This window comes from Methanolobus tindarius DSM 2278, from assembly GCF_000504205.1.
Classification (GTDB): domain Archaea; phylum Halobacteriota; class Methanosarcinia; order Methanosarcinales; family Methanosarcinaceae; genus Methanolobus; species Methanolobus tindarius.
Map to the genome: position 1 here is coordinate 2,013,160 of NZ_AZAJ01000001.1, position 23,493 is coordinate 2,036,652.

A 23,493-nucleotide genomic window follows, 5' to 3' on the forward strand; every position below is an offset into this window, starting at 1 on the left:
CATTTCTCTTATCTTTTTATTTTCTTTTTGCATGTTGAACCTTTCACACTTATTAGATATATTCCGTCGCCAGGTTCGATTTTAACTTTATCTATCATGGACTGGTAAGGGCCCCTTATTGTTATATCACCAATTGTGATTTCTATTTTATTCGTGAGTGTAGTATTTTTTGGAATATAAATGTCTGGCATACTTCTTGCTTCAAGCTCGCGAGTAATGACTCTTTTAATATCCTCATCGTTTGTGTGTGGAGCTACTTTCTTACCACATTCAATCAGGTCATTTCGATCAAATATTTCATCTTCCATGTCTTTAAAATATTCATTTACTATTAAGTCTGGTTGAATCATTTCATTTTCGCTATCAAATTCATTTCTAACAACCTTCACTACATCGTTTACAATTTTGAACTGCTTGTATTCAGGTTCTTCTCTGTCACATTGTAAGAATTTATCAAAATAACTAGCAAGATAGCTTTCTTGGATTATTTTATAATCTTTATCATATGTTGGATGTGGGTATGCTGCCCCTTTCTGTAATTGTTCAGGAGTAGGCATGGCATTTTTAACTTCATCAATGTTCAAATTTAAATTCTCTTCGTCTACCCATATTTGAATGATTTCTTTTTCTAAATCAACCTTCAATATAAAAACATGATTTACCTCACTTACCTCTGCAATCATTACGAATAATATTCCAGGTTTTGGAGTGGTGGAGCGACTCATATGATAAATAAGATTTTGTGCAAGGTATTTTGAAAAATGTTGGAACTTATCTTTATCTTCATTTTGAGTAAAATCATATCCAAGACATTCATCAAGTTTTTCTTTAATATCAATCTCAGATTCTTCGCAAGATTTAATATCTGCTGAATATGATCTTTTATCGTGGTTAAACAAGTACTTTATATATTCTTTAAACAGGTCTAGTATTCTTTCATCTAAATTGGTTGTTTGAATTATTCCCTGTCTGATTTCATTTGTTTCTTCTTCTTCTTCTTCCTCAGTTTCTTTTTTGCTGACTGGTGAAAAAGAAATTGATGTAATGGTTATATCTTTATTTTCAATTGGCAAACAAATTCCTCTATCATATTGTATACTTTGATATAATATTGCAAGATATACTATTTCATTTTTTTCCAAATAGACAATTTTGTTTTTAATTGTTAATTAATAATTGAAAATAAAAGATCAACTATATGTATACATAAAACTAGATCCAAAAAATCATCAAAAAACAAAAAAAGAGGGACAATCAGAGTCCCTTCTTATTTTCTTCTAATTTTGGTGCATCTTCATGCATCACATGTTCTTCGCTGGCAAGTACGAACTTGCTGACCATTTCCTGCATTGCAACTGCCATGCCTGCAAGCTCCTGTGAGCTTTGTGCCAGTTCGTGCATGGAAGCGTTCTGCTGTTCCACGGATGCAGAAGTCTGCTCGGTTCCTGCTGCTGTTTCCTGGGATATGGATGTAACATCCTCGATAGAAGCAGTTATTTCCTCAATGCTGGCAGACTGCTCCTGTGCTGCAGCAGCGATATTCTGGACCATTTCTGAAACTTTGATTGAACCTTCAACAATGTCTCTCATGGCTTTGACAGTTTCATCAAGTGCAGCCACACCTTCATGGACAGTGCTGTTTCCTTTCTCAACTGAATCAACCACAACATTTGTCTCAACCTGAATCTCATTAATAAGATCAGATATCTGGCTTGCTGCATTTCCTGATTCTTCTGCAAGCTTGCGAACCTCATCAGCTACAACAGCAAAACCTTTTCCATGTTCTCCTGCCCTTGCGGCCTCAATAGCAGCATTAAGAGCAAGCAGGTTTGTCTGGTCTGCAATATTGGTAATAAGACTGACAATCTCACCAATCATCTTGGATTTTGATTCAAGTCCCTTTATGGCATCGACTGATTCCATAGAACTCTTCTGGATTTCTTCCATCTGTCTCATAAGTTCTTCAGACCTGTCCCCTACATCCTTTGTCTTTTCACTGGATTCACTTGCAATCTCAGCAGATATCTGTGCATTCGTAGCAATATCCTGGACATTCTGGGACATATCATTCATTGCACGGGAAATATCATCAGTTTTAGCAGACTGTTCATTTGCTCCTGTTGCAATGTCTGTTATTGTCTTTGAAACGTCTTCTGATGTAGCAGTAACTTCCTCAATTGCAGCAGACATCTGTTCTGATGTACTTGCAATGACATTTGAATTCTTGCTTATATCAGAAATAATATTATTCATTGTGTGCATGATCTCATTGAGCCCTCTTGGTATTGCTTCAAAGTCAATGCCCACATTAGTCTCTGCTTTTCCGTTAATCTTTCCTTCAAGTGCATCATTTGATATCTTTTCGAAATCATCAACGATGTTCTCTATAGGTTTTGTGATTGAACGTGCGATAAGATAAGCAATTCCTGCCATTGCAATAATAGCAATAATTGAAATTATTATTAATTGATTCCTGAGTTCCATTGCACCTGCAAACATCTCATCCTGTGGTACAGTCAGTACAAAAGCGAAGTCAGCAGTTTCAATAGGACTGTATATCATAGCAACATCTTTTCCGGTTGTAGGGTCAACAACCTCAATATGTCCGCTAATTCCATTTTCAATATCATCTGCCATTTTGTCGATTTCAGGATTATTAAGGTCTGCAAGTGTCTTTGTGCCTATCCATTCCTTTTCAGTTGGATGTGACATAAAAAGACCTGTGTTACTGACCATGAATGCATAGCCTGTATCAAAGATACTAACCTTTGAAACCTCATCATCTACATAGTCTAGAGATACGTCCGCACCGGCAATTCCCACAAAGTCCCCGTCCCTGATTATCGGGGAAATGTAACTTATCATCATAATTCCGTCATACATAAAAGGCTCAAGTATGACGTCCTGCTTCAGGGTTTTAGGAAGCTGGTAATAATCATCTGTTTCATAACCAGCAAGTGGGTCTAAAGCAACAGAACCACCGCTTCTACTCCAGTATGGAATAAATCTTCCGGTGGTGTCATGTCCCTGGTTATTTACATATTCTGAATCTTTTCCATCAAATTCGTTTGGTTCGTAAGCAACATACGTTCCAAGAAGTCCCTGATTTTCTTCGAGCAGATTTTTAAGAACTGAATTTATTTCCTCTCTGTTTCCGCTGTCATAGTTTTCCATGGTGGTAGCCATGGTCTGAGCAAGCATCTGATTAGACCGCATATCACTGTCATATTGGTATGCATAGCTTTCTGCAACACTTTCAGATTCAGCATAAGCCATTGTCATTTCTTGTTCTGTAACTTTATCCACTATAACATATGTGCTTACAGCCATTAGAATAGTGACACTCGCAACAATGTATAAAAGTAATTTAGTTTTAATATTCATTTTTTCGAAGTTCATGGTTATCTCTCAAGTACATGATATATAGTAAAGTGCAACACCATCACACAAAATATAAATAGCGAATTTTAAATATATATTTTGCGCTATATTTACAATATTATAAATTATGCTGGGCGGTATATTTTTATATATCTTATTGAGCGATGACATGCGATAAATATATATATGAAAATATTTCAAAATATTTGAAATAGAATTATTTAATTGACTTGTTCTTCAGGTCCTATTTTTTAAGTGCATCCGTTTTTAATATTAACAAAAGTTGTAGTAATGATTGTACATTTTAGCTACTTGTTGTGTGTAAGTATAAATAATAATTATAACTTTTTGCATTTTGATTTTTATAAATTGTTTTTATGTTAAAGTGTGTATGTAAAAAGTATAATGAAAATATATTTATATATTTTAAATTATGTATATAAGTTGTATATTATGATGTGATATTTGCTCATAATTTGAACATAAAATATGGTTAATAAACAAGTGAAAAAGTTCCTTCATATGCAGGCGATTTCACTTTAAGCACTAAAATATATAAGGGAGTTCCAATGCATGCTGGATGATTTTAAAACAAAATTGGAAGAAATGAAACTTAAACATATCCTTGCAGGTTCCTTCGCAATCTTGCTATTGCTTACTGTTTTTGTTGGTTACAGTGGTTATAGTGGAATGCAGAATGTTGATGACAGGGTTGTCAAAGCAGATGACATGAACCGTCTGGTCAAATACATGAAAGACGCTCGTTTTTCAGAAGCAACATATCAGTTGACTTTTGATCCGGAGTATGCCGATGAAGTAGATCAGCACGTTGATGAAATGGTGACACAGACCGAATCATCTAAGGAACTATTTACTGACTCTGTAAACGATCAGCAAATGGATGATGTGAAAGCGGCTGCTTTGAGCTATCAGGCAGCATTTGACAACTATGTAGAACTTGAGGAGCGGAAAGAAGAAGCAGAAAAGGCCCTTGTTGCGCAGGGACTTGTACTTGAAGCCTTAATGAATGATCTGATAGTCAGTCAGGACGAGGATTATGTCCAGGCACTTGAGCAGAATTCAGGAACTGCAGTTCTTGAAGAGGAGTTTGAAAATATAGAACTTATTAATAAAATGATTCAATTGAATCTTGAGTCCCGTGGCGAAAGACTGCGTTTCATGTTACATGTTGATCAGCAGTATTCAGATAATGTCAATGACAATATGAACGAGATAATAGCTATCGGTAATACTCTTGATTCAAGCTTCCAGAATCAGGAAGACAAGGAAGCTGTAGAGGCAATAATTGCAGCAACAACAGCCTATAAAGCTGATTTTAATGCTTATGTATCATTTGCGGAACAGCAGGTAGAAGCAAGTGAAACAATGCATGAAGCAGCACTTGAAGTAGAGTCCATAACAGAGGAAGCCCGTGCAGATCAGAAATCAAAGATGGAAGAAGAAATGAGAAATTCCACCTTGATGATGGTTGTGTCTATCCTTGTTGCTCTGGTTCTTGGCATCATCATGGCTTCTGTCCTCATTAAGATGATTACAAAATCAGTTAGTGTGGTGATTGATGCAGCTAACAGGGTTGCAGATGGAGATCTTACTCTTGAACTTGCAGATGCGGCTGACAACGAGCTGGGACAGCTTTCAAACGCCATAAAGAAAATGGTTGGAAACCTGACAAGTCTTATAGGCGATGTCCAGATGGGTGCTTCAAAAGTAGCTTCTACAGCAGAAGAAATTTCAGCATCATCAGAAGAAATGACTGCAACTTCAACCCAGATATCTGAAACCGTAAGTGAGATATCAAACGGAGCACAGATCCAGTCTTCAAAGGCAATGGATGTTTCAACTGCAATGAACGATATGTCAATAAGCGTTCAGGAAATTGCAGCAAATGCCCAGAATGCAGCTCAGAATGCAGGCATGGCAAGTGAAACAATCCGCGAAATAGGTAACGAATCTGAAAAACTCCTGGCACAGATGGATGAGATCCAGACTGCTGTATCAGCTTCTGCAAATGTTATTCGCAATCTTGACGGCAAGTCAAAACAGATTGGAGAAATCGTTAACCTGATTACTTCTATTGCTGACCAGACAAACCTCCTTGCGCTCAATGCAGCAATTGAAGCAGCACGTGCAGGTGAGCATGGAAAAGGCTTTGCCGTTGTAGCTGATGAGGTTAGAAAACTTGCAGAAGACTCAAGCAGTGCTGCACAGGAGATTGCAGTTCTCATAAATGAGATACAGGATGGAAGTCATGAGGCTGTAGATGCAATGGATAAGGGTACGGACAAGGTATCTGTTGGTGCACAGGCTCTGAAGGATACTGTAGAAGCTGTAAGGTCAATTGTTGCAGGCAGTGAAGAAATTGCCAGAATGGCACAGGAAATCGCAGCCGCTGCTGAAGAACAGGCAGCCAGCATTGAGGAAGTAACAGCATCTGTAGAAGAGGTATCTTCAGTTTCAGAGCAGTCAGCAGCCGGTACCGAGCAGGCATCGGCACCCGTGCAGGAACAAACAGCTTCCATGCAGGAACTATCAGCATCGGCACAGCAACTTGCAGAACTGGCACAGATTCTGAGCCAGGGTGCAGCAAAATTCAGGCTTAGTTAAGTCTGAAATAAAACAAAAATGATGTTCAAATGCAGCATTATTTGCCATGCTGCATTTTCTTTTTTAATTTGAAAAAATTAACGTGTTTTAAAATTAGCATCTTTTATTTCCTGATGTCCTTAATATGTGAGATCAATTTATCCTTATTGAATTCACCTTTCTGGATTACGCCTGATATATCTTTGTTAAGTATTTCCAGATCTTCTTTCTCAAGGTATTTTGCCGTACAGACAATGATAGGTATATCACTACTCTCTTCCTTACTCTTCAAAGCCCTTATTACATCAAAGCCAGTGACTTCAGGCATCATCAGGTCTAATAATATTGCATCAGGATGTTCCTTTAGTGCAATGTCTATAGCTTCCTGCCCTCCAAATGCAGGAGTAACTTTAAAGTTTTTATCCTTTAACATCTCTTCTATCATTTCCACAGCAACTTTCTCATCATCCACAACAAGTAGGTGGAATGGTCCATGACTCCTGTCTTTTTGTATCCTTTCAAGTGTAGCAATGAGTGTTTTCTTCTGGACAGGTTTTATAAAATGTTCCTCAGCTCCAAGTGCTGTTCCGATTTTTCTTTCATCAAGCATGGTGGTTATAATGACAGGTATATCCTTCGTTTTATCATTTTTCTTTAGTTTATTCAGGACTTCCCATCCATCCATACCAGGCATCATTATATCAAGAGTGATAACTACAGGCTGTGTTTTCTCCGCAATCTCAAGTGCTTCCTGACCTCTGGATATGGAAATTACCCTATATCCTGAATGTTTCAATGTTTCTTCAAGCAGTTCTCTGGAAGCATCATCATCTTCGACAACCAGTATAAGTTCCTCATCTCCTGTACTGTTCTCTGGCTCCACGTGTACGGAAACTGCTGATGAGTCATCAGTTTCCAGATTCACAGTCTGTTTCCCATAAGTACTGTTTTTCTTCTCTTTTTCTCTTGGATCTTCTTTGATTGTAAGTTCAAAAGTAAATTTAGTACCCCTTCCGGGTTCACTCTCAACTTCAAGAGTTCCATTGTGAAGCTCGACAAATTTCTTAACAAGGGTAAGTCCAAGTCCGCTTCCCTCGTATTGCCTGTTAGCAGCTGAATCCAGTTGGGTAAAAGGAGTGAACAGCTTCTTCATATCTTCCTCTGATATTCCAATTCCGGAATCCTGCACAGAGAACCTTATCCTGTCCCCTGAATTTTCTACATTTACATCTATTGTTCCACCCTCCGGTGTGAACTTGACGGCATTGCTCAGTAGGTTGTATAGTATCTGCTTGATTTTAGTCTTGTCAGCAAAGACCTTCCCGACATCATCCTCTCTGACATAGCTGATTTTAATGTTCTTTTTATTTGCAAGACTTGCCATAAGCTGCTTAACTTCCAGAAGTACTTCTTCCACAGGAAATCCTTCAGGATGCAGCTCCATTTTTCCTGCTTCTATCTTAGAAAGATCAAGTACATTGTTAATTAGGGATAGCAAATGTTTTCCACTTGTGGATATATTTGAGATGTATCTTTTCTGGTTATCTTTCAGTTCTCCTGCGTTTCCTTCCAGAATAAGATCTGAGAAACCGATTATAGAATTAAGCGGTGTCCTGAGTTCATGGCTCATGGTTGCAAGGAAATCACTCTTTGCCCGGTTTGCTGATTCTGCAATAATCTTTGCCTTTACAAGTTCCTTCTCAACTTCTTTTATTTTGCTAAGGTCAACAAAACTTTCTATCAGGTACTCCTTGCCAGATAAGTTTACAGAAGCCACCGATTTTAAAATAGGGATTTTTGTTCCTTCCTTGTCTATAAGAACTCTTTCTGAACGATTTACTGTCTCCCCCAGGTCGCTGATTGGACAGTTTCCTTTTTCAGCAGGGCAGACAAATTCATGGCATATTTTGCCGACAATCTGGGCCCTGGGGAGCCCTATCATTTCTTCAGCAACCGGGTTCACATCAGTTATCAGGTGTGTTTCTCCATCAATAAGAATTACTCCACTGAGAATGTTCTCAATTATCGATTTCATCTTATTCTGGGTCTTTACTTCCTCCTCATGTATCTTGTTCTCTTTTTCTTCGAGAGTATTCAGTACATCGTTGATGTTTTCGGAAAGATCAGTAAGTTCGTCATTTCCATCTGTTTTCACTCGTGAGCCAAGTGATCCACTTTTTGTGATATCAATAAGGTTCTTTCTGAGATCCGATATGCGTGCAAGTATGTATTTTTCCATGGAAAACATGACAATAATGCCATAGATTATTCCCAGCAGCATAATGGCAGAGATCATGTAAATCATTGCAATCTCTCCCTGCTGGTGAATTTCCCTTGTCATTTCCACTTCCAGTATGAGCGCAGGGTTTCCATTTATGTCGTAAAGAATTTTTGAGGCAATGATTGATTCCTTATTGAGGACTTCTATCCCGATTCCATCATTTTCCAGGAGTTCAGATTCCATTGCTGCAGTTTTTTCTGTTCCTATATTATTAACTGCAAGTTTCAGCTTGGTTAATTCTTCTACTCCTTCGATAAAATTCTGGTCCACATAATTTACAACAATGAGGGTTCCTGTTATCTCGTCATTCGTGCTTTCCGTAATTGGATTGGAAGCCAGGAGCAATATATCTCCATCGGGTGTTTGGAGAATTCCGCTTGCCTCAATTGGGTTTTCTGGAGCTGATAGTAGCTTGCTTTGAATGTTCAGGTAGGAAAGTAGTGATTCCGGTATCTGTATCTTTTCATTAGTTTCAGGGTCTGCACCGGTTGCGTAGTATAATTGTCCATTGATGTCATAAAATAACATCATATCTACTTGCAGGTTTATGAGTGACTCCGGTTCTAGGTTATTTGTTATGTATTCATCATCCCCCTCCAGAAAATAATATGTATCATCCCAGTAACCCCAATCAGCAGCAGTTATTTCCATCTTATTCAATTTTGATTCGATGGCAGAATCCGCACGTTCCAGATTTTTGGTTATTTCTTTTTGTTCCAGATTGTGGAAACTATTATCCAGAATTTGCCCGGTAACAACTGCAAAAAGCATTAACATTAATATGAATGTCATCCCCAGGATTGACAGCACCCTATTCCTTATTTTCATCTGATTCCCCGAAAAGTGTAATAATTTATTTTCTTCAACGCATATTAGTCATGCTTCAGTAACTTGTAGCTGTAATTCTATGCCGGATAATATGGCAGAATTTATATAATAATATGAAAAATCTACATTATATTTAAAAATATTTGTTCGTTATCTGTGAACATATATCGTATATGATATCACATGAACTGATTACTACCAAAAATACTTTAAACTCATTCTGCCCATTTATATATGGGATAATCCGGTTGATCGGATATTTATGAGGTAATTCTATGCTAAGACAGCGTTTTGTTCTTGATACTACTGCATTGACCGATCTTCAGGTAAGAGAAAAGCTGGAGCAGGATGGTATGTGTGATGGCATACGTGAAGTTCTTGATTTAATCGCCAGCTCCAGATTAAATCTCGGTATAAGTTGCTATGTGCCTTTTCCATCAGTCTATAAAGAGTTACAGGAATTCGCCCATAACAACGGCTGTGACAGCGATGTGATAGCAAAGATCGACACATGGCTTGTAAAAAAAGCTCCTGACAGGTATAACGTGCAGATTCCCTCAAAGGTTTTCCATGAATATGTGTCACACATGCGGGAAAGAATCAATAAAGGAATGGTGATTGCCGAGGAGACAATATGGGCTTCCTCTACCGAATGCCTCCTTACAGAGTCAAAGGCAGAGAATAAGAAAGACATAAGCCACGATATTGAAAGAAGGGTTATAGGCGGGCATATAGGAAAGTTCAGGAATAAATATCGCGCAGCTCTTCGGTACGGAATTCTTGACAGTGCTCCGGATATTGATGTGCTAATCCTTGCAAAGGAACTGGATGCTGCAGTGGTTGCAAGTGATTTTGGAATTCAGAAATGGGCTGAGGAGCTGGGTGTAAGATTTGTGCCTGCAGGCACTTTTCCTATGATATTACAGGAATACCTGAAGCATTCTGATGTAATATGCGAAGTTACTCTGGAAGAATAAAGTCCCGGGTCTTTACTTTTATGCACCTGCAATGAATGAGATTAGTGCAAAGGCCATTGCCATCTTAAACATCTTAGAGGATTTTGCAGGATTGTTTTTCCCAAGTATCTCATATACAGCTACTGCAAAGAGTATGTCCGCAACTGCTACTAATATCAGATAACGTACTGTCATAAGCGATTGTATGTATGGCAGAGGACTTGCAAGAACCGCAACGAGTCCGATAAATGCCGCCAGGTATGCTGCTTTTTTTGGGCCGATGATAATTGGTAGTGTTTGTGCCCCGTCTTCCCGGTCGCCTTCAATATCCTCTATATCTTTGACAATTTCACGGGCAATAGTAGCCATAGTTGCCAGCACAAAGAGGACAAATACACCTTTAATTCCTCCATATTCAAAGAAAACGGCACCTCCAAAAAGGAATGTTGAACCTGTAAGATAACCTACCGCTATGTTTCCAAAAAGTGCTGTACGCTTGAGGTTGCTTGCATAATAAATGAGCAGCAAAGAATTTACAAGGGCAATTGCTCCGCATATCATGTTGATGGATGCTGCAATTATGCTTCCTGCTGCAAAGAGTGCAAGAGAAAAATACATTGCAGCTTTCAGGCTTATTTTACCTGAAGGAATTGGTCTTTCAGGTTTGTTTATCCTGTCAATATCTATGTCAAAATAATCATTAATGGCATTCCCTGCACCAGTTACAAAAAATACTACAAGGAACACTTTTAATGAATCTAAAATAGGGAATGTGGGAAATGCAGCAGCATAAGAATCTGCTGTGGCATTGGCTGAAACGATATTATATGCTATGAAAACTCCTACAAGGGCGGCAATAGCTGCCATAAGGCAGTTGCCTGATCGCATAAGTTTCAGATATGCCTGCATTTAGAACTTACCTGTTTCTCTTAATTTCCAGCATTCTGTCAAGTGCAATTCTTGCTTTTGCGCTGACATCTTCAGGGACAGTGATAACATACTGCATCTTTTCAAGTGAAAGCAGTAAAGAATCAAGGTCAATTGCTTTCATTTCAGGACACACTGTAAATTCAGATACGTTGTAAAACTTCTTTCCCGGATTGTCCTTCTGAAGTTTGTGGATAATACCTCTTTCAGTCGCAATGATGAATTCATCACCTGCATTTCTGGCATATTCCACCATTCCTGTAGTGCTGAACACTTTGTCTGCAAGGTCAACAACTTCTCTTCTGCATTCGGGATGTGCAAGAACTTCCGCATTTGGATAATCTTTTTTTGCTTTTATCACGTCAGTTGTGAGTATCTGATTGTGAGTCGGACAGTATCCATTCCATGGGATTATTTTCTTACCTGTGAACCTTGATACGTAGTCTGCAAGGTTTTTGTCAGGTACAAAAAGCACCTCGTCTTCTTCAAGAGAGTTTACAACTTCAACAGCGTTTGCTGATGTACAGCAGATATCACTCTCAGCTTTCACATCTGCTGTGGAGTTCACATAACAGACTACCGCAGCATCAGGATATTTTTTCTTTTCCTCACGAAGGGCTTCAGCAGTAACCATTGAAGCCATCGGGCATCCTGCATGGATTTCCGGTAAGAGTACAGTTTTCTCCGGGCTCAGGATTGCAGCACTTTCTGCCATGAAATGCACGCCGCAAAAAACAATTACATCAGCTTCCTGCTCAGTTGCCTGTATGCTCAGGCCAAGTGAGTCCCCTGTAAAGTCTGCAATATCCTGTATCTCACCCCTCTCATAATTGTGGGCAAGGATTACAGCATTGCATTCCTCTTTTAATTTTAATATCCTTTCAATGGTTTTTTGGGTATCCTGCATGAGATCATTACCTTAAATTTGGATTTGGAAGCAGGAATTTGAAATTATCCTGCATATTATAATGGATTTATATTGAGATTATGTGCCAGTCTGGATAGGATCTGACAGTTTTTTCAGAGTAGCTATAGCTGAAAGGGATGCCAGATAGCTGCTTCTGGGATTTGTTGGTGATGGGACGTTCTCCACTCTGGTTGTGAATTCACCAAAAGAACCTTCCACAGATATTTCATGTATGTTACGTGTAAGTGCCGGATTTGCCACTATCTTTACCCTGGTTTTCTCAAAACCAATGCCTGTAAGACTAATTGTGGCTGCAACGTTGACATTTGCAGGGAATTCCTTTACGGCTTCACTGGCAGAACCCTCAAAAATAACTGTCTTTCCGGTTATTTTGTCTAGATCTATTTTATTCCTGATTATATATGGAGCACCTGCAAGTCCTACGGGTGGTTTCTGGGTTGTAAGTGTGACTGAATATATTTCCTCTGCGGAGGCAGATTTGAGACCATCAAGGCCGACAATTGCTCCGGATGGAAGGTAAACCTTGCATTTGTTCTCTTTTGCAAGTTCCCTTATGGTCTTATACAGCTTCTCATCAGAGAATGCACCAACACTCATGACCATGACATCACAATGTGCATGTAGTGCTGTGGGTATGATTTCATAGACTGCTTCCTGTGATGCACATTCCACAAGCAGGTCTATATTTTTAATCATTTCAGCAACTTCCATAACCTGAGGTTTTGAATTTTTCAAAGTGGACAAAAGCTTGTCCACATCATCAAGGTGTCTGTCGTAAATGGCTACAAGCTCTGCTTCAATGGTCCCATTGTCAATAGCTTTGCATATACTGGTTCCTATTGTTCCGCAGCCGATAAGTCCTATACTGAGCATTTTAGATCCCTGAAAATAAAGTATAATACAGTATTTTGTTGATTACTGCTTATATTGATTGGTTAAGTAGGTTTTGCTTATATGCTGAAAGGATATAAATCACTTTACCATACATATTCGTAGATAATATGATGTACACACACGAAATAGAAACTTTCCTTGAAGAAGATCTTGGGTATAATGATATTTCATGCAAACTTGTTCCGGATAATGCTGTGGAAGCAATTATTTTTACAAAAGAGGATTGTACTCTTGCAGGAATTGATGTTGCAATTTCCTTCTTTGATTATTTCGGGATTGAATATTCCACAGATCATTCAAACGGGGACAGATTATCGGAAAAGGATGTGATATTTACTCTGAAAGGAAGTTCTCTTTCAATTCTCAGGACAGAGCGACTGGTCCTTAACTTCCTGGGTCATCTATGTGGAATAGCTACCAACACCAGCAGGTGTGTGGATATAGTACGCAGGCATTCTGATACCAGGGTTGCATGTACAAGAAAAACAACCCCTGGTCTTCGCAAGTATGAAAAAATGGCTGTCATTGCAGGAGGCGGTGACTCTCACAGGTTCAACCTCACAGATTCTATAATGATAAAGGATAATCATGTGAAGATGATGGGTGTGGAAGCTGCAATTAACTCTGCAAAGGAAAAAGCAGGTTTTACCCAGAAGATAGAGGTTGAAGTGGAATCATCTGCAGATGCTCTTAAAGCTGCCATGGCAGGTGCAGATATAATAATGCTTGATAACATGGATCCTGCTGCTATAATTAAGACCGTTGATTTTCTGAGAAACTCATTTATCCCTGAACACATTATTATTGAAGTTTCAGGTGGAATCAATATGGATAACCTTGAAGATTATGCAAAAACAGGAGTTCATGTTATTTCCATGGGTTCTCTTATCCATCAGTCACAATGGATAGATGTTAGTCTGGAAATTGTTGTAAATCAGGAAATTTAGTTATGTCAAATGAATTTATTGCATTTGTTTTACATAAATCTTAAAAGCAATCGTAATCATAAGGTTTATATTAATAACTGCGTATTTTAGCTGAAAAACAAATCAAATTCTGTTTATTTGAGGAAAACATGGTTCAAGCTACTCGTTTATTGGTTATTTCTTTTTGCATGGTTTTCTTCTGTCTGGCACTGGCAGGAAATGCTGCGGCAGTAGAGATTTATAATGGTTCCATCACCACGGGCGATGGTTACCAGTTGAACAATTTTGTAATAGATGTAACTGATGCTTTCCCCAGTGCAGATTCTGCTTCGTTCTATGTATACGAGAATGGGGACGAGGTTGACAGTTTCCTTATCAACGAAGGTGATACATATGAATTTGATTTTGAAGATGATGCTGAAGTGACAGTTGGTCTCGTATCCGTAAGCAGTGGAACTCTTCCTGTGGTTAGAGTATCTATTGCCGTTACCAACTATCGTGTAAGTGATCTTTTTGAAAGTGATGTAATCGATGGTGGTCATGAATATGCTGTATATTCCGGAACACCTGAACTCGAAATCATAAAATCTGTGGATAAATCTGAAATAGATGTAGGTGAAGTCGTACGTGTAACCGTCACCGTTGAAAATACGGGTGATGATGACGCAGTGGATGTTGTTTTCTCCGACCCTCAGCAAGCCAAATTTATTTTAGTTGACAATATTCTTGGAGACCCCGGTAAGATCGATGTTGAGGATGGTGCCTCTCCTAAAAAGATATATGTCTATGATTTGAAAGCAACTGAAGCCGGTACTTTTTCATTGAATCCGGTAACGGCAAGTTTTACTAATGAAGCAGGTCTGGATTTTGCTGAAGCCTCTTCAAATTCTCCAACTGTAATTGTAAATGCAGGTGAAGATCTTGTTAATGCGGATCTTGAGTTTACAACTACTCTTGATAAATACACCGTAAATCGTAATGAAGAGATACAGGGAACTATTACCGTAAAGAATAATGGTGATGCTCCCGCAACGGCTGTAACTGTTGATATTATAGTTCCTGATGGTCTGGAATTCCAGGGTGGCTCAGACGTTGAAGTAATATCCGGCATTCCTACTATATACCTTGAATCATTTGGTGTGCAACAGGAGAAGGAATTTACTTTTACATTAAAAGCTGCTGAAATTGGAACTTATACTCTTTCTATGGAAAACAGTTACCTCTTTGACAATGGAGTAGACACACAACTGGAAGAGGTCACATCGGAGATTGTTACAAATAAAATCTACGTTGCTGAGGGAGAGTATGATTATCTTTTCGAGCAGCCTATATATGTCTATGTACTTCCTATATTGATTATCGGAGCTATTGCAGGATGGATTTATTACAGGCACAAACAATATAAGTTCTGATACGAGAGTTACAGTTAATGAAAACTGGATTTATCACAAGATTTATCTAATTATAATTATATTACAATTCGGAGGAATTATTTGCTCAACATACTCATCGTTGGTAACGGCCAATGTGGAAATCGCATACTGGATGCTATTAACAGGGAAGCTTTCGGTAAAAAAAGCCGTCTGGCCAAATTCTATTCTCAACAAAAATACAAAAGCAATGTACAGACCATTGCCATCAACACTGCTGTGAATGATCTTAAAGAGATGAAATTCACAAAGGCAAAGGACAGGATACATATTCCTCATTTACATGGTGTAGGAGCTAACAGGAATGTTGGAAAACATGTTTTTGAAGATAACAAAACCCATATTATGCGCCAGATTGAGGAAAGAGGCAATTTTGATGTGTGCTTTGTTATAACATCAGCATCTGGCGGAACCGGTTCTTCATTTACACCAATGCTTGTAAAAGAGCTGAAAGAAAGGCATGATTATCCTGTATATGCAGTTGTTGTGCTTCCTTTCAGGGAAGAAGGGACACTCTATCTTCAAAATGCTGCATTCTGTCTGAGAGATATTCGCGAGAGTGGTGCTGACGGTATTATACTGGCTGATAACCAGTTCCTGAAACAGATGGGTGGCAATGTTGAATCTGCTTATAATGGTATCAACGATATGGTAGCACGCCGTCTTCTTTTCCTGCTTGACTCTCTTGACAGTGAAATGATGATGGTCACTGACCTTGGTGACTTTAAGACTGTCATGAATGGTGGTGCAGGACTTGCAACTATCGGTTTCTACGAAGCTGATACTGATATGCCTGTGCGAAGTGCTATCCAGAAAGCACTTTCTCCATCAGGACTGCTGTTTTCAAGTGATGTTTACAAAGAAGCCAGCAGGGCAATGGTAATCATCAGGGGTGACAAGGAGCGCCTTAGTATAGATGAGATTTCAACGGAAGTTGAGAAGTTATCAAGTGCGGTAGGTCATGTATTCAAAGGTATCGTTGTAAGGAGCGGTGAACTCCCACAGGTGCTGGCTGTACTCACCCTTGAATCTGCATCTGAACTTGAGAGCCTTTATTCAATAGCTGTGGATGCAATTAAACAGGAACGTGATAAAAAAGAGCGTGTGGCTTCAGTCAAAGAAGTCGACCGTGCATTTTCACAGATAGACGGAATGGATCCGTCTTACTGATCTTTTTTCTCTTTTTGTTTTTCTCTCTCAGTTTCATTTTGATTTTTCTTCTGAATCAAATACATTGAAATAGTCTAAATCCAAATAAAGTTACCAGAGGTTTTTATTTGGCTGATGATAACGGTTCTTTCATTATACAGACAAGAGGTCTCTCCAAGATATATATGAATGGAGTAGAAGTACGCGCTCTTGACAATGTAGACCTTGATATCAAGAGGGGTGAGTTCCTTTCAATAATAGGTCCATCCGGCTCAGGGAAAAGTACTCTCCTTCACATGATAGGAATTCTGGACACTCCAAGTTCCGGGACTATTACTATTGATGGGAAAGTAGTTACCGACATGTCTGAAAAAGAGCGTTCTAAAGTGCGTAATGAAGTTTTGGGTTTTATATTCCAGTATCATCATCTTATGCCTGATTTTAACGCCCTTGAAAATGTGATGATGCCACTTCTGGTTGGAGGAGTGAAACGCAGTGAAGCTAAAAAAGTTGCTGCAAAACTTCTGGATGAGGTAGGTCTGGGTGACCGCATGGATCATCGTCCTAACCAGCTTTCGGGTGGTCAGGCACAGAGAGTTGCCATTGCAAGAGCCCTTGCCAACAATCCTGGAATAGTTATAGGTGACGAACCAACCGGTAATCTTGACACAAAATCAAGTGATAAGATATATGAGCTTCTAAGGCAGCTTAACAGGGACAGGGGACAAACCTTTATTCTTGTTACTCATGATGAGGAAATGGCCAGAAAGACTGATCGTATCATCAGAATAGTCGATGGACATATTGAATCGGATTCTGTTTGATGTTCGGTGAAATCTGCAAAAAGGTGATCTTATGGAATATTCACAGGGTAGCATAGGAAGAGTATTTACTGTTCGTCTGGATCAGGGAGATAACATCCTTAAGGAACTTGAAGGTCTTGCAGTTTCAGAGAATATCAGATCGGCAATGTTCACGATGCTAGGTGCTGTGAAAGAAGCTAATCTTGTTGTCGGTCCCAAAGAAAATATAGTTCCACCGGATCCTCAATGGGCTCGCATCCATGATGCACATGAGCTTATTGGTGTAGGTAATATATTTTGGGAAAGTGAAACCGGTAAACCCAAGATTCATCTGCATTCTGCGGCAGGTCGCGGTGAATCTACTAAAACAGGTTGTCTTCGTGAAAACAGTGAAGTTTTCATGGTTGTCGAAGTATTCATTATGGAGATCTCCGGTATCTCTGCAAGTAGAGTTTTTGACACCAAAAGGGGCTTTGCTCCTGTTTGTTTCTCGGACAAAAGCTGAAAAATAGTTCGTTTGACTGTTTCAGGTCTTACTCGCCATTACCACTGAGTTCCTTGAGTTGCTCAAGGGCTTCAACCATTTCCATGTTCTTTCTGAGAGCCTTTGACTCAAAGGTTTTAACTATTTCCTCAAAAGGTACAATGAGTTTGTAATATTTGACAGGTCTGCCTTTGTCAGTATTCTTTTTTTCGCTTCTTTCTTCTATCCATCCTCTTTCTCTTAAAGGACGCATAGCTATACTGACTTCCGGTTGCCTGAGGCCAGATGCCTGTTCAATGTTTTGTGAGGTTAGTTCTTTTCCACATACAAGACATGCAATAGAGATGGCTTCGGTTCTGGGTACTTCCAGTCCCTGTAAAAGTTCAATAATTTCGTAGCCTTTTCCGCTTAAAAGATCAGTATCTCCGCTTTTCATTTGGTTACTATAATACTTTTAAGTTTATATAATTTATGTAAATATAATTTAGTTTTGGCAGATATGCCTGTAATCATAAGTTCAAGCGTAGAATTGAAAAGAAGTGAACGGTAACAATATATACAGTAATTGCAAACTAGGTGTTAAACCAAGTCAAAGGTGGAATAGGATGCCGTATATCGATGATGATAAAAGTTATAAGATAAAAAAGATTCACGCACGTGAGATTCTTGACTCCAGAGGAAACCCTACAGTTGAAGTAGATGTCTATACTTCTAATGGATTTGGCAGGGCAAGTGTTCCTTCCGGTGCTTCTACAGGAAGCAATGAAGCGCTTGAGTTGCGCGACAAGGAAGAACGCTATCTTGGAAAGGGTGTACTTGACGCAGTTGACAATGTCAACACCGCCATAGAAGCAGAACTTCTGGGAATGGATGTCAGGAAGCAGCGCGAGATCGATGGTCTTATGCTGGCTCTGGACGGTACCGAGAACAAGATGGAACTTGGTGCAAACGCAATCCTTGGTGTATCCATGGCAGTTGCAAGAGCAGCAGCAGATTCACTTAACATGCCACTTTACCGCTATCTTGGCGGCATAAATGCATTTACTCTTCCTGTTCCGACTATGAATGTCCTGAACGGTGGAAAACACGCAGGAAATGCGCTTTCCATTCAGGAATTCATGATCCAGCCAAAGGGCGCAGAAACTTATTCAGAAGCTCTGCGCATGGGTACTGAAACATATCATGCACTTGGTAAGATTCTCGAAGGCAAATATGGTGGCTCAGCAACAAACGTCGGTTATGAGGGTGGATACGCACCATCCATAGAGATGACCCACGATGCACTTGATGCACTTGTAAGTGCTATTGAAGAAGCAGGATATTCAGAGACCGAGATAAGCATTGGTCTTGATGCGGCAGCTTCAGAGTTCTTTGACGGGGAAACCTATTCAATTGACGGTAAGCTCTTAAAACCAGGGGAACTCGTTGATTACTACCTTGAGCTTATTGAAACCTATCCAATCATTCTTATTGAAGATCCATTCCACGAGGAATCATTTGATGACTTCGCAGCACTGACTAACGATGCATGGGACACCATCATTGTAGGTGACGACCTCTTTGTAACAAACGTAGACCGTCTTGTGAGAGGTGTAGAAATGGGCGCTGCAAATGCACTTCTGCTGAAGGTCAACCAGATTGGTTCACTCTCTGAGGCATTTGATGCAGCTAACATGGCAAACCGTAACGGTTACAGTGTTGTTGTAAGCCACCGCTCCGCAGAGACCGAAGACACAACAATTGCTGATATTTCAGTTGCAATCGGTGCTGACCTTATCAAGACAGGTGCACCGGCAAGAAGTGAGCGTACTGCAAAATACAACCAGCTCCTCAGAATTGAAGAGGATCTTGGTGAAGCAGCACGTTACATGCAGATTTGAACTGAATACCATTTCAAACCTGATTTTTTTCTTTTTCTATTTTGATTTTAGAATTGCTTTTTCTTAAATTTAAAAAAGTAAAAGTGTTTTAGTTATTCAAGCAGCGGAACGGTGAGGCTACCCTGTGGCAAAATTACAGCGTATGGCTCCTTGCCCTGTTCTTTCACTTTTTCAACAGCCCTGTTAAATGTTTCCTGAATATCCATGCATGGCTGGAGTTTTGCCATTTTGATGGTATCGTGGTGCAGGTCCGAGATTGCCCACATTTCAGCGTAAACTCCTATCTGTGCCATCTTGGCTGCTTTGTGATATCCGAGTTTGTAGCCTTCATCTATTTTGCACATAACCTCGTCGCATGTGTTTGCAGAACAAAGCAGGTTAAGGAACGTATCATCTCCAACACCATCCCTGCATTTTGATACAAGAATGATGACTCCGCCATCTTCCAGTGCAAGCTTGCCGTTTTCAAGTGCTTTCTGTGACTGGTATAGGTCGATATCCATAGGATATGGTGCTGCGGTGAGTACAATATTGCCTTTGCGGCTGCAATTTGAACAGAATACCTCTTTTGCTCTCTCAACTGCAATATCAAATGACTTGAAAAGATCACCTGCAACGGTTGCATAAAGTCCATGATCTGCTGTGAGGACCGTTTGAATTGAGAATACGTTCAGGTCTTTCAAGACTTTCATGGCATCTTCCATGTCCTCTGCAACAGGATTTCCTTTTATGGCAAGCGGCTGGGCAGCTTCAGAGAGTGCATGTTTGTGGTTCATCTCGATGGTCTTATAGGAAGCAACACCCGGTAAGAATGCTTTTCTTCCACCTGTATAACCTGCGAAATAATGAGGCTCAACACTTCCAATAACGATGATGTTCTTGCTTTCATTCACCATCTTGTTGAGATACATCTCAGTTCCGTTGCTGGATACTCCAAGATACTCCATATCCTCGTCCTTGCGGGCATCGTGAACGAATATGTTCTCTTTGAACTCGTCATACATCTCACCGAAGATGTATCTGTACTCGTCCTCAGTTGGTCCTCTGTGAGCACCTGTAGCAACCATGAATCTTACGTATCCATGCTCTCTTAGCATGTCACGCATTTTCAGGAGGATTTTTGCGGTAGGAGTTGGCCTTGTGGCATCATTTACAAGAATTAATATCCTCTCGCTGCTTTTCATGAAATCCTCAAGGGATTCCATTCCAACAGGATTGTTCAGTGCCTCGTCTATTACTTCAGATTCGGCACCAACTTCAACAAAATTAGGTGAAACAACCTCATGGGGTATTTCCACTTCAAGGTCTACGAATTCTTTTCCATAAGGTATTGGTATTTTGATAAAAATTCCTCCAGATAAAGTATATTATCAGTTTTGAATATTGATTGCTATTGGTATACTTCAATTTTAATCCTTTAATGTGAACTCTCAATTATAGTATTTTTGTTGAGGATTAACTAGTCGGATTAAAACCAAAAATCCTTTTTTAGATTTACAGAACAGTTTTATCAAAATAAAACAGCACTACTTTTATATATTGGAAATTATACTTAATGGTATTATTATTGTTATTCGAGTGTGGTTGCCGTGTTTGCTTATTGAATGTCAAGCAAAATTAAGTTGGAATCTGGTAATATGATAAAAAAAACAACTTATATGTATAATCAATTTATTTTCTTTTTATTATTCGTATTGATAGTGTTATCACTAACACTGAACGTATCCGCTTCATCCCTTACTCCTGTTGTCACTGAATATGGTAAGATAAGTATCTCAGTGGACGGTCTTGGGACATCAGGTACAGATATTATTCAGGTAGAAAAACCGGAAGGTGCCACTGTTAGAAGTGCCTACATGACAGCAGCCAGTAATTGGGGAGGGTCTCAGATCCCAAATGGTTCGATAACAATTAATGGCGTCGATGTCAATTGGGATATTGAAGTAAATTCCAACGGTTGGAACAATTGGGCTGATGTTACTTCGATAGTAGAATCTACAATTAACAGTGCACCTGCAGGTAGGATTAATTTCAGTATCACTGAAACAAGCCCATCTGCTGTGGAAGGGGAGGCGCTGATTGTTATTTTCAATGATCCATCTCAGGCTCGGGATAATACAGTTATACTACTTTTCGGAGGACAGGCAACTACTGGAGATTCTTTCCAGATTGGTCTTTCAGAGCCGATAGACAAAACGAATCCAGATCTTCTGATAGATATGGGTCTTGCTATAAGTTATAGTGCTCAGACCTCTTCTATGGCAACGCAGGTAAGTAACGTTGATGTGAATGGACAACGTTTAACGTCTTCTGCAGGTGGTCAGGATGATGGTTTACTTGCAAATGGTGCCCTTGTAACTGTTGGAGGTCTTGATGATAGTAATTCTAATCCCGATGATCCAAATGGTGCACCTACAGATACAACATACGATGATGAATTGTATAATATTCTACCTTATGTTTCAAATGGTGATACCAACATAACCGTTTTCACCCAGAATCCATCAAATGATGACAACATATTCTTCTCTTATTTCTTCATGCAGTCTACAACTGCAGTAGTCGGCGAGGGTGCTATCCTTTCTCCTTCCGACAGTTCATGTGATGTGAATGCTGCACAGACCTTAACTGCAAGACTACAGGATGATGATGGAAATGCTTTGACAGAAAGAGAAGTGACCTTTGAAGTTGTTTCTGGTCCGCATTCTGGTGTTTCATACAGCAGTGATACCGATGTCAATGGTGAGGCTACATTCACGTACACCGGTACATCTGCCGGTACGGATGTCATAGAGGCAAGTTTCGTGGGTAGTAGCAGTGATACTGTTACCTCCAATCAGGCAACTGTGGAATGGAACACTCCAGTGGAGAGTCCGGTGTATGTTAGATCCCCCGAAGAAAGTACTTTGATCACCAAATATGATGAAGATGCAAATTTCAGTATCCAAAGTAGTGTCTTTTCAAGTTATGAGTGGTTTGTCGATGGTAGTCCGATCAATGTTACTGGAGTAACGCTGTATAACAATACAAATGATTCATCTATGCTTTCCTATTGTCTTGTGAACAGCAGTCAGTATATCGACCAGGAACATTTTTTCATGGGTATTTATAATGTATCTGTAAGTGTCAGTAATTCTTCTCTTGGGAATTCCGATTTATTCTCATGGACATGGACAGTCACAAACTCGTCTGCCAGCGGTGGTGAGGATATAGAGTTCATGATCAACAGGACCCCGGAAATATTGGTAGTCGGGGGTAACAAAACACTGCATTTCAACACTACTGATGATGAGAATACCGATGATGATGGAGTTCCATGCAGTATCAGTATGGTCTCTTTCACTACCAGTAATGAGACCAATGGGGTACAGATAAAGGTTGAGGTATTGGATCCTTCTTCATTGGACGCTTCATCTGCAGATTTCTCTCAGGAATCTGTCTATCAATATATTGACATTGGTTTTAACAATGAGAGCCTGGTAAATGAAGGAAGCAACAGTCGTGATATCGAGTTCAGAGTCCTTAATAATAAGGATGGAGGTACGTTAATTGTCAATACGGTCTATTTGAGGCACTGGAATAGTCTTGTATGGGAGGCATATACTCCTGAACTTACAGGAAAGGATGATACTTATTCATACTTCATTGTGCGTGATGTCTCTGGATTCTCTCCATTTGCAGTCACATGCAACTATCAATATAGTTCATCTTCTGTTACATCCACAGATGGTGACCTTCCTGCCTATCTCAAAAAAGAGCTTCTTGATGAGGGTTCGGATGTTGATGTAGAAGCACCGGGTACGGCTGGTGGAACGGGAGATGATGACATCCTTGTAGTTGACCTTGGGATGAGCAGTGATGTTGACATGGACAGCGATGTTGAAGTAAGCTCTGATGAGGAAATATCAGGAACCTCTGGCAGCAGTAATATCTTTCCTGTAGTCTTTGTACTTGTAGTTGCTATGATTGCTCTTTTCTTCGTTGTGAAGAAGAGGAAGGATGAAGAGGAACAATAAAAGGGT

At 39.6% G+C, this 23,493-nt stretch carries 17 protein-coding genes; 9 read left to right on the plus strand and 8 right to left on the minus strand.

What is annotated here, in order from left to right:
* Window positions 1-8: 8 nt before the first annotated feature.
* Both METTI_RS09745 and METTI_RS09750 read right to left on the minus strand, forming a co-directional pair.
* Entirely contained in the window at window positions 9-1,142 is a 1,134-nt protein-coding gene (locus METTI_RS09745) for a nucleoid-associated protein (RefSeq protein WP_169729109.1), read from the minus strand.
* Between the two features lie 112 nt (window positions 1,143-1,254).
* Window positions 1,255-3,330: a methyl-accepting chemotaxis protein gene (locus METTI_RS09750; RefSeq protein WP_169729110.1), complete on the minus strand. Its 2,076-nt coding sequence runs from the start codon at window positions 3,328-3,330 to the stop codon at window positions 1,255-1,257.
* Window positions 3,331-3,954: 624 nt separating this feature from the next.
* Here METTI_RS09750 and METTI_RS15180 point away from each other — a divergent pair.
* A complete protein-coding gene (locus tag METTI_RS15180; protein WP_023845652.1) occupies window positions 3,955-6,006 on the plus strand; it encodes a methyl-accepting chemotaxis protein in 2,052 nt (683 codons plus the stop codon).
* A 103-nt stretch (window positions 6,007-6,109) separates the two neighbouring features.
* Here METTI_RS15180 and METTI_RS09760 read toward each other — a convergent pair whose 3' ends face one another.
* Entirely contained in the window at window positions 6,110-9,094 is a 2,985-nt protein-coding gene (locus tag METTI_RS09760; protein ID WP_023845653.1) for a response regulator, read from the minus strand.
* Window positions 9,095-9,369: 275 nt separating this feature from the next.
* Between METTI_RS09760 and METTI_RS09765 the strand changes: the two genes are divergently transcribed.
* A complete protein-coding gene (locus METTI_RS09765; RefSeq protein ID WP_023845654.1) occupies window positions 9,370-10,071 on the plus strand; it encodes an RNA ligase partner protein in 702 nt (233 codons plus the stop codon).
* 18 nt (window positions 10,072-10,089) lie between these two features.
* On the opposite strand, the gene METTI_RS09770 is transcribed toward METTI_RS09765, so the two are convergent.
* The 3 genes from METTI_RS09770 to METTI_RS09780 all read right to left on the minus strand — a co-directional run bounded on the left by METTI_RS09770 (window position 10,090) and on the right by METTI_RS09780 (window position 12,778).
* Entirely contained in the window at window positions 10,090-10,959 is an 870-nt protein-coding gene (locus METTI_RS09770; protein ID WP_023845655.1) for a geranylgeranylglycerol-phosphate geranylgeranyltransferase, read from the minus strand.
* 7 nt (window positions 10,960-10,966) lie between these two features.
* A complete protein-coding gene (nadA, locus tag METTI_RS09775; protein WP_023845656.1) occupies window positions 10,967-11,884 on the minus strand; it encodes a quinolinate synthase NadA in 918 nt (305 codons plus the stop codon).
* A gap of 78 nt (window positions 11,885-11,962) precedes the next feature.
* Window positions 11,963-12,778, minus strand: coding sequence for an aspartate dehydrogenase (locus METTI_RS09780; protein ID WP_023845657.1), 816 nt, complete (start codon window positions 12,776-12,778; stop codon window positions 11,963-11,965).
* A gap of 131 nt (window positions 12,779-12,909) precedes the next feature.
* On the opposite strand from METTI_RS09780, the gene nadC reads away from it, so the two are divergent.
* The 5 genes from nadC to METTI_RS09805 all read left to right on the plus strand — a co-directional run bounded on the left by nadC (window position 12,910) and on the right by METTI_RS09805 (window position 17,612).
* Entirely contained in the window at window positions 12,910-13,746 is an 837-nt protein-coding gene (nadC, locus tag METTI_RS09785) for a carboxylating nicotinate-nucleotide diphosphorylase (RefSeq protein WP_048136056.1), read from the plus strand.
* Between the two features lie 128 nt (window positions 13,747-13,874).
* Window positions 13,875-15,137: a BatD family protein gene (locus METTI_RS09790; protein ID WP_023845659.1), complete on the plus strand. Its 1,263-nt coding sequence runs from the start codon at window positions 13,875-13,877 to the stop codon at window positions 15,135-15,137.
* An 81-nt stretch (window positions 15,138-15,218) separates the two neighbouring features.
* A complete protein-coding gene (locus tag METTI_RS09795) occupies window positions 15,219-16,325 on the plus strand; it encodes an FtsZ/tubulin family protein (RefSeq protein WP_023845660.1) in 1,107 nt (368 codons plus the stop codon).
* Between the two features lie 164 nt (window positions 16,326-16,489).
* Window positions 16,490-17,128, plus strand: a complete 639-nt coding sequence (locus METTI_RS09800; RefSeq protein WP_048136058.1) for an ABC transporter ATP-binding protein — start codon at window positions 16,490-16,492, stop codon at window positions 17,126-17,128.
* A 31-nt stretch (window positions 17,129-17,159) separates the two neighbouring features.
* Window positions 17,160-17,612, plus strand: a complete 453-nt coding sequence (locus tag METTI_RS09805; RefSeq protein WP_023845662.1) for a PPC domain-containing DNA-binding protein — start codon at window positions 17,160-17,162, stop codon at window positions 17,610-17,612.
* A 28-nt stretch (window positions 17,613-17,640) separates the two neighbouring features.
* Here the strand turns inward: METTI_RS09805 and METTI_RS09810 are convergent, their stop codons facing one another.
* The gene (locus METTI_RS09810; RefSeq protein WP_023845663.1) at window positions 17,641-18,027 is read right to left on the minus strand and encodes a transcriptional regulator; all 387 of its coding nucleotides are present in this window, start codon (window positions 18,025-18,027) and stop codon (window positions 17,641-17,643) included.
* A 169-nt stretch (window positions 18,028-18,196) separates the two neighbouring features.
* Here METTI_RS09810 and eno point away from each other — a divergent pair, with 169 nt between their 5' ends.
* Window positions 18,197-19,471, plus strand: coding sequence for a phosphopyruvate hydratase (gene eno / locus METTI_RS09815; protein ID WP_023845664.1), 1,275 nt, complete (start codon window positions 18,197-18,199; stop codon window positions 19,469-19,471).
* Window positions 19,472-19,563: 92 nt separating this feature from the next.
* On the opposite strand, the gene larA is transcribed toward eno, so the two are convergent.
* The gene (gene larA, locus METTI_RS09820) at window positions 19,564-20,820 is read right to left on the minus strand and encodes a nickel-dependent lactate racemase (RefSeq protein ID WP_211232208.1); all 1,257 of its coding nucleotides are present in this window, start codon (window positions 20,818-20,820) and stop codon (window positions 19,564-19,566) included.
* Between the two features lie 351 nt (window positions 20,821-21,171).
* On the opposite strand from larA, the gene METTI_RS15185 reads away from it, so the two are divergent.
* Window positions 21,172-23,487 (plus strand): PGF-pre-PGF domain-containing protein, encoded by a 2,316-nt coding sequence (locus METTI_RS15185; RefSeq protein ID WP_169729111.1) that lies wholly within the window; start codon window positions 21,172-21,174, stop codon window positions 23,485-23,487.
* Window positions 23,488-23,493: the final 6 nt, after the last annotated feature.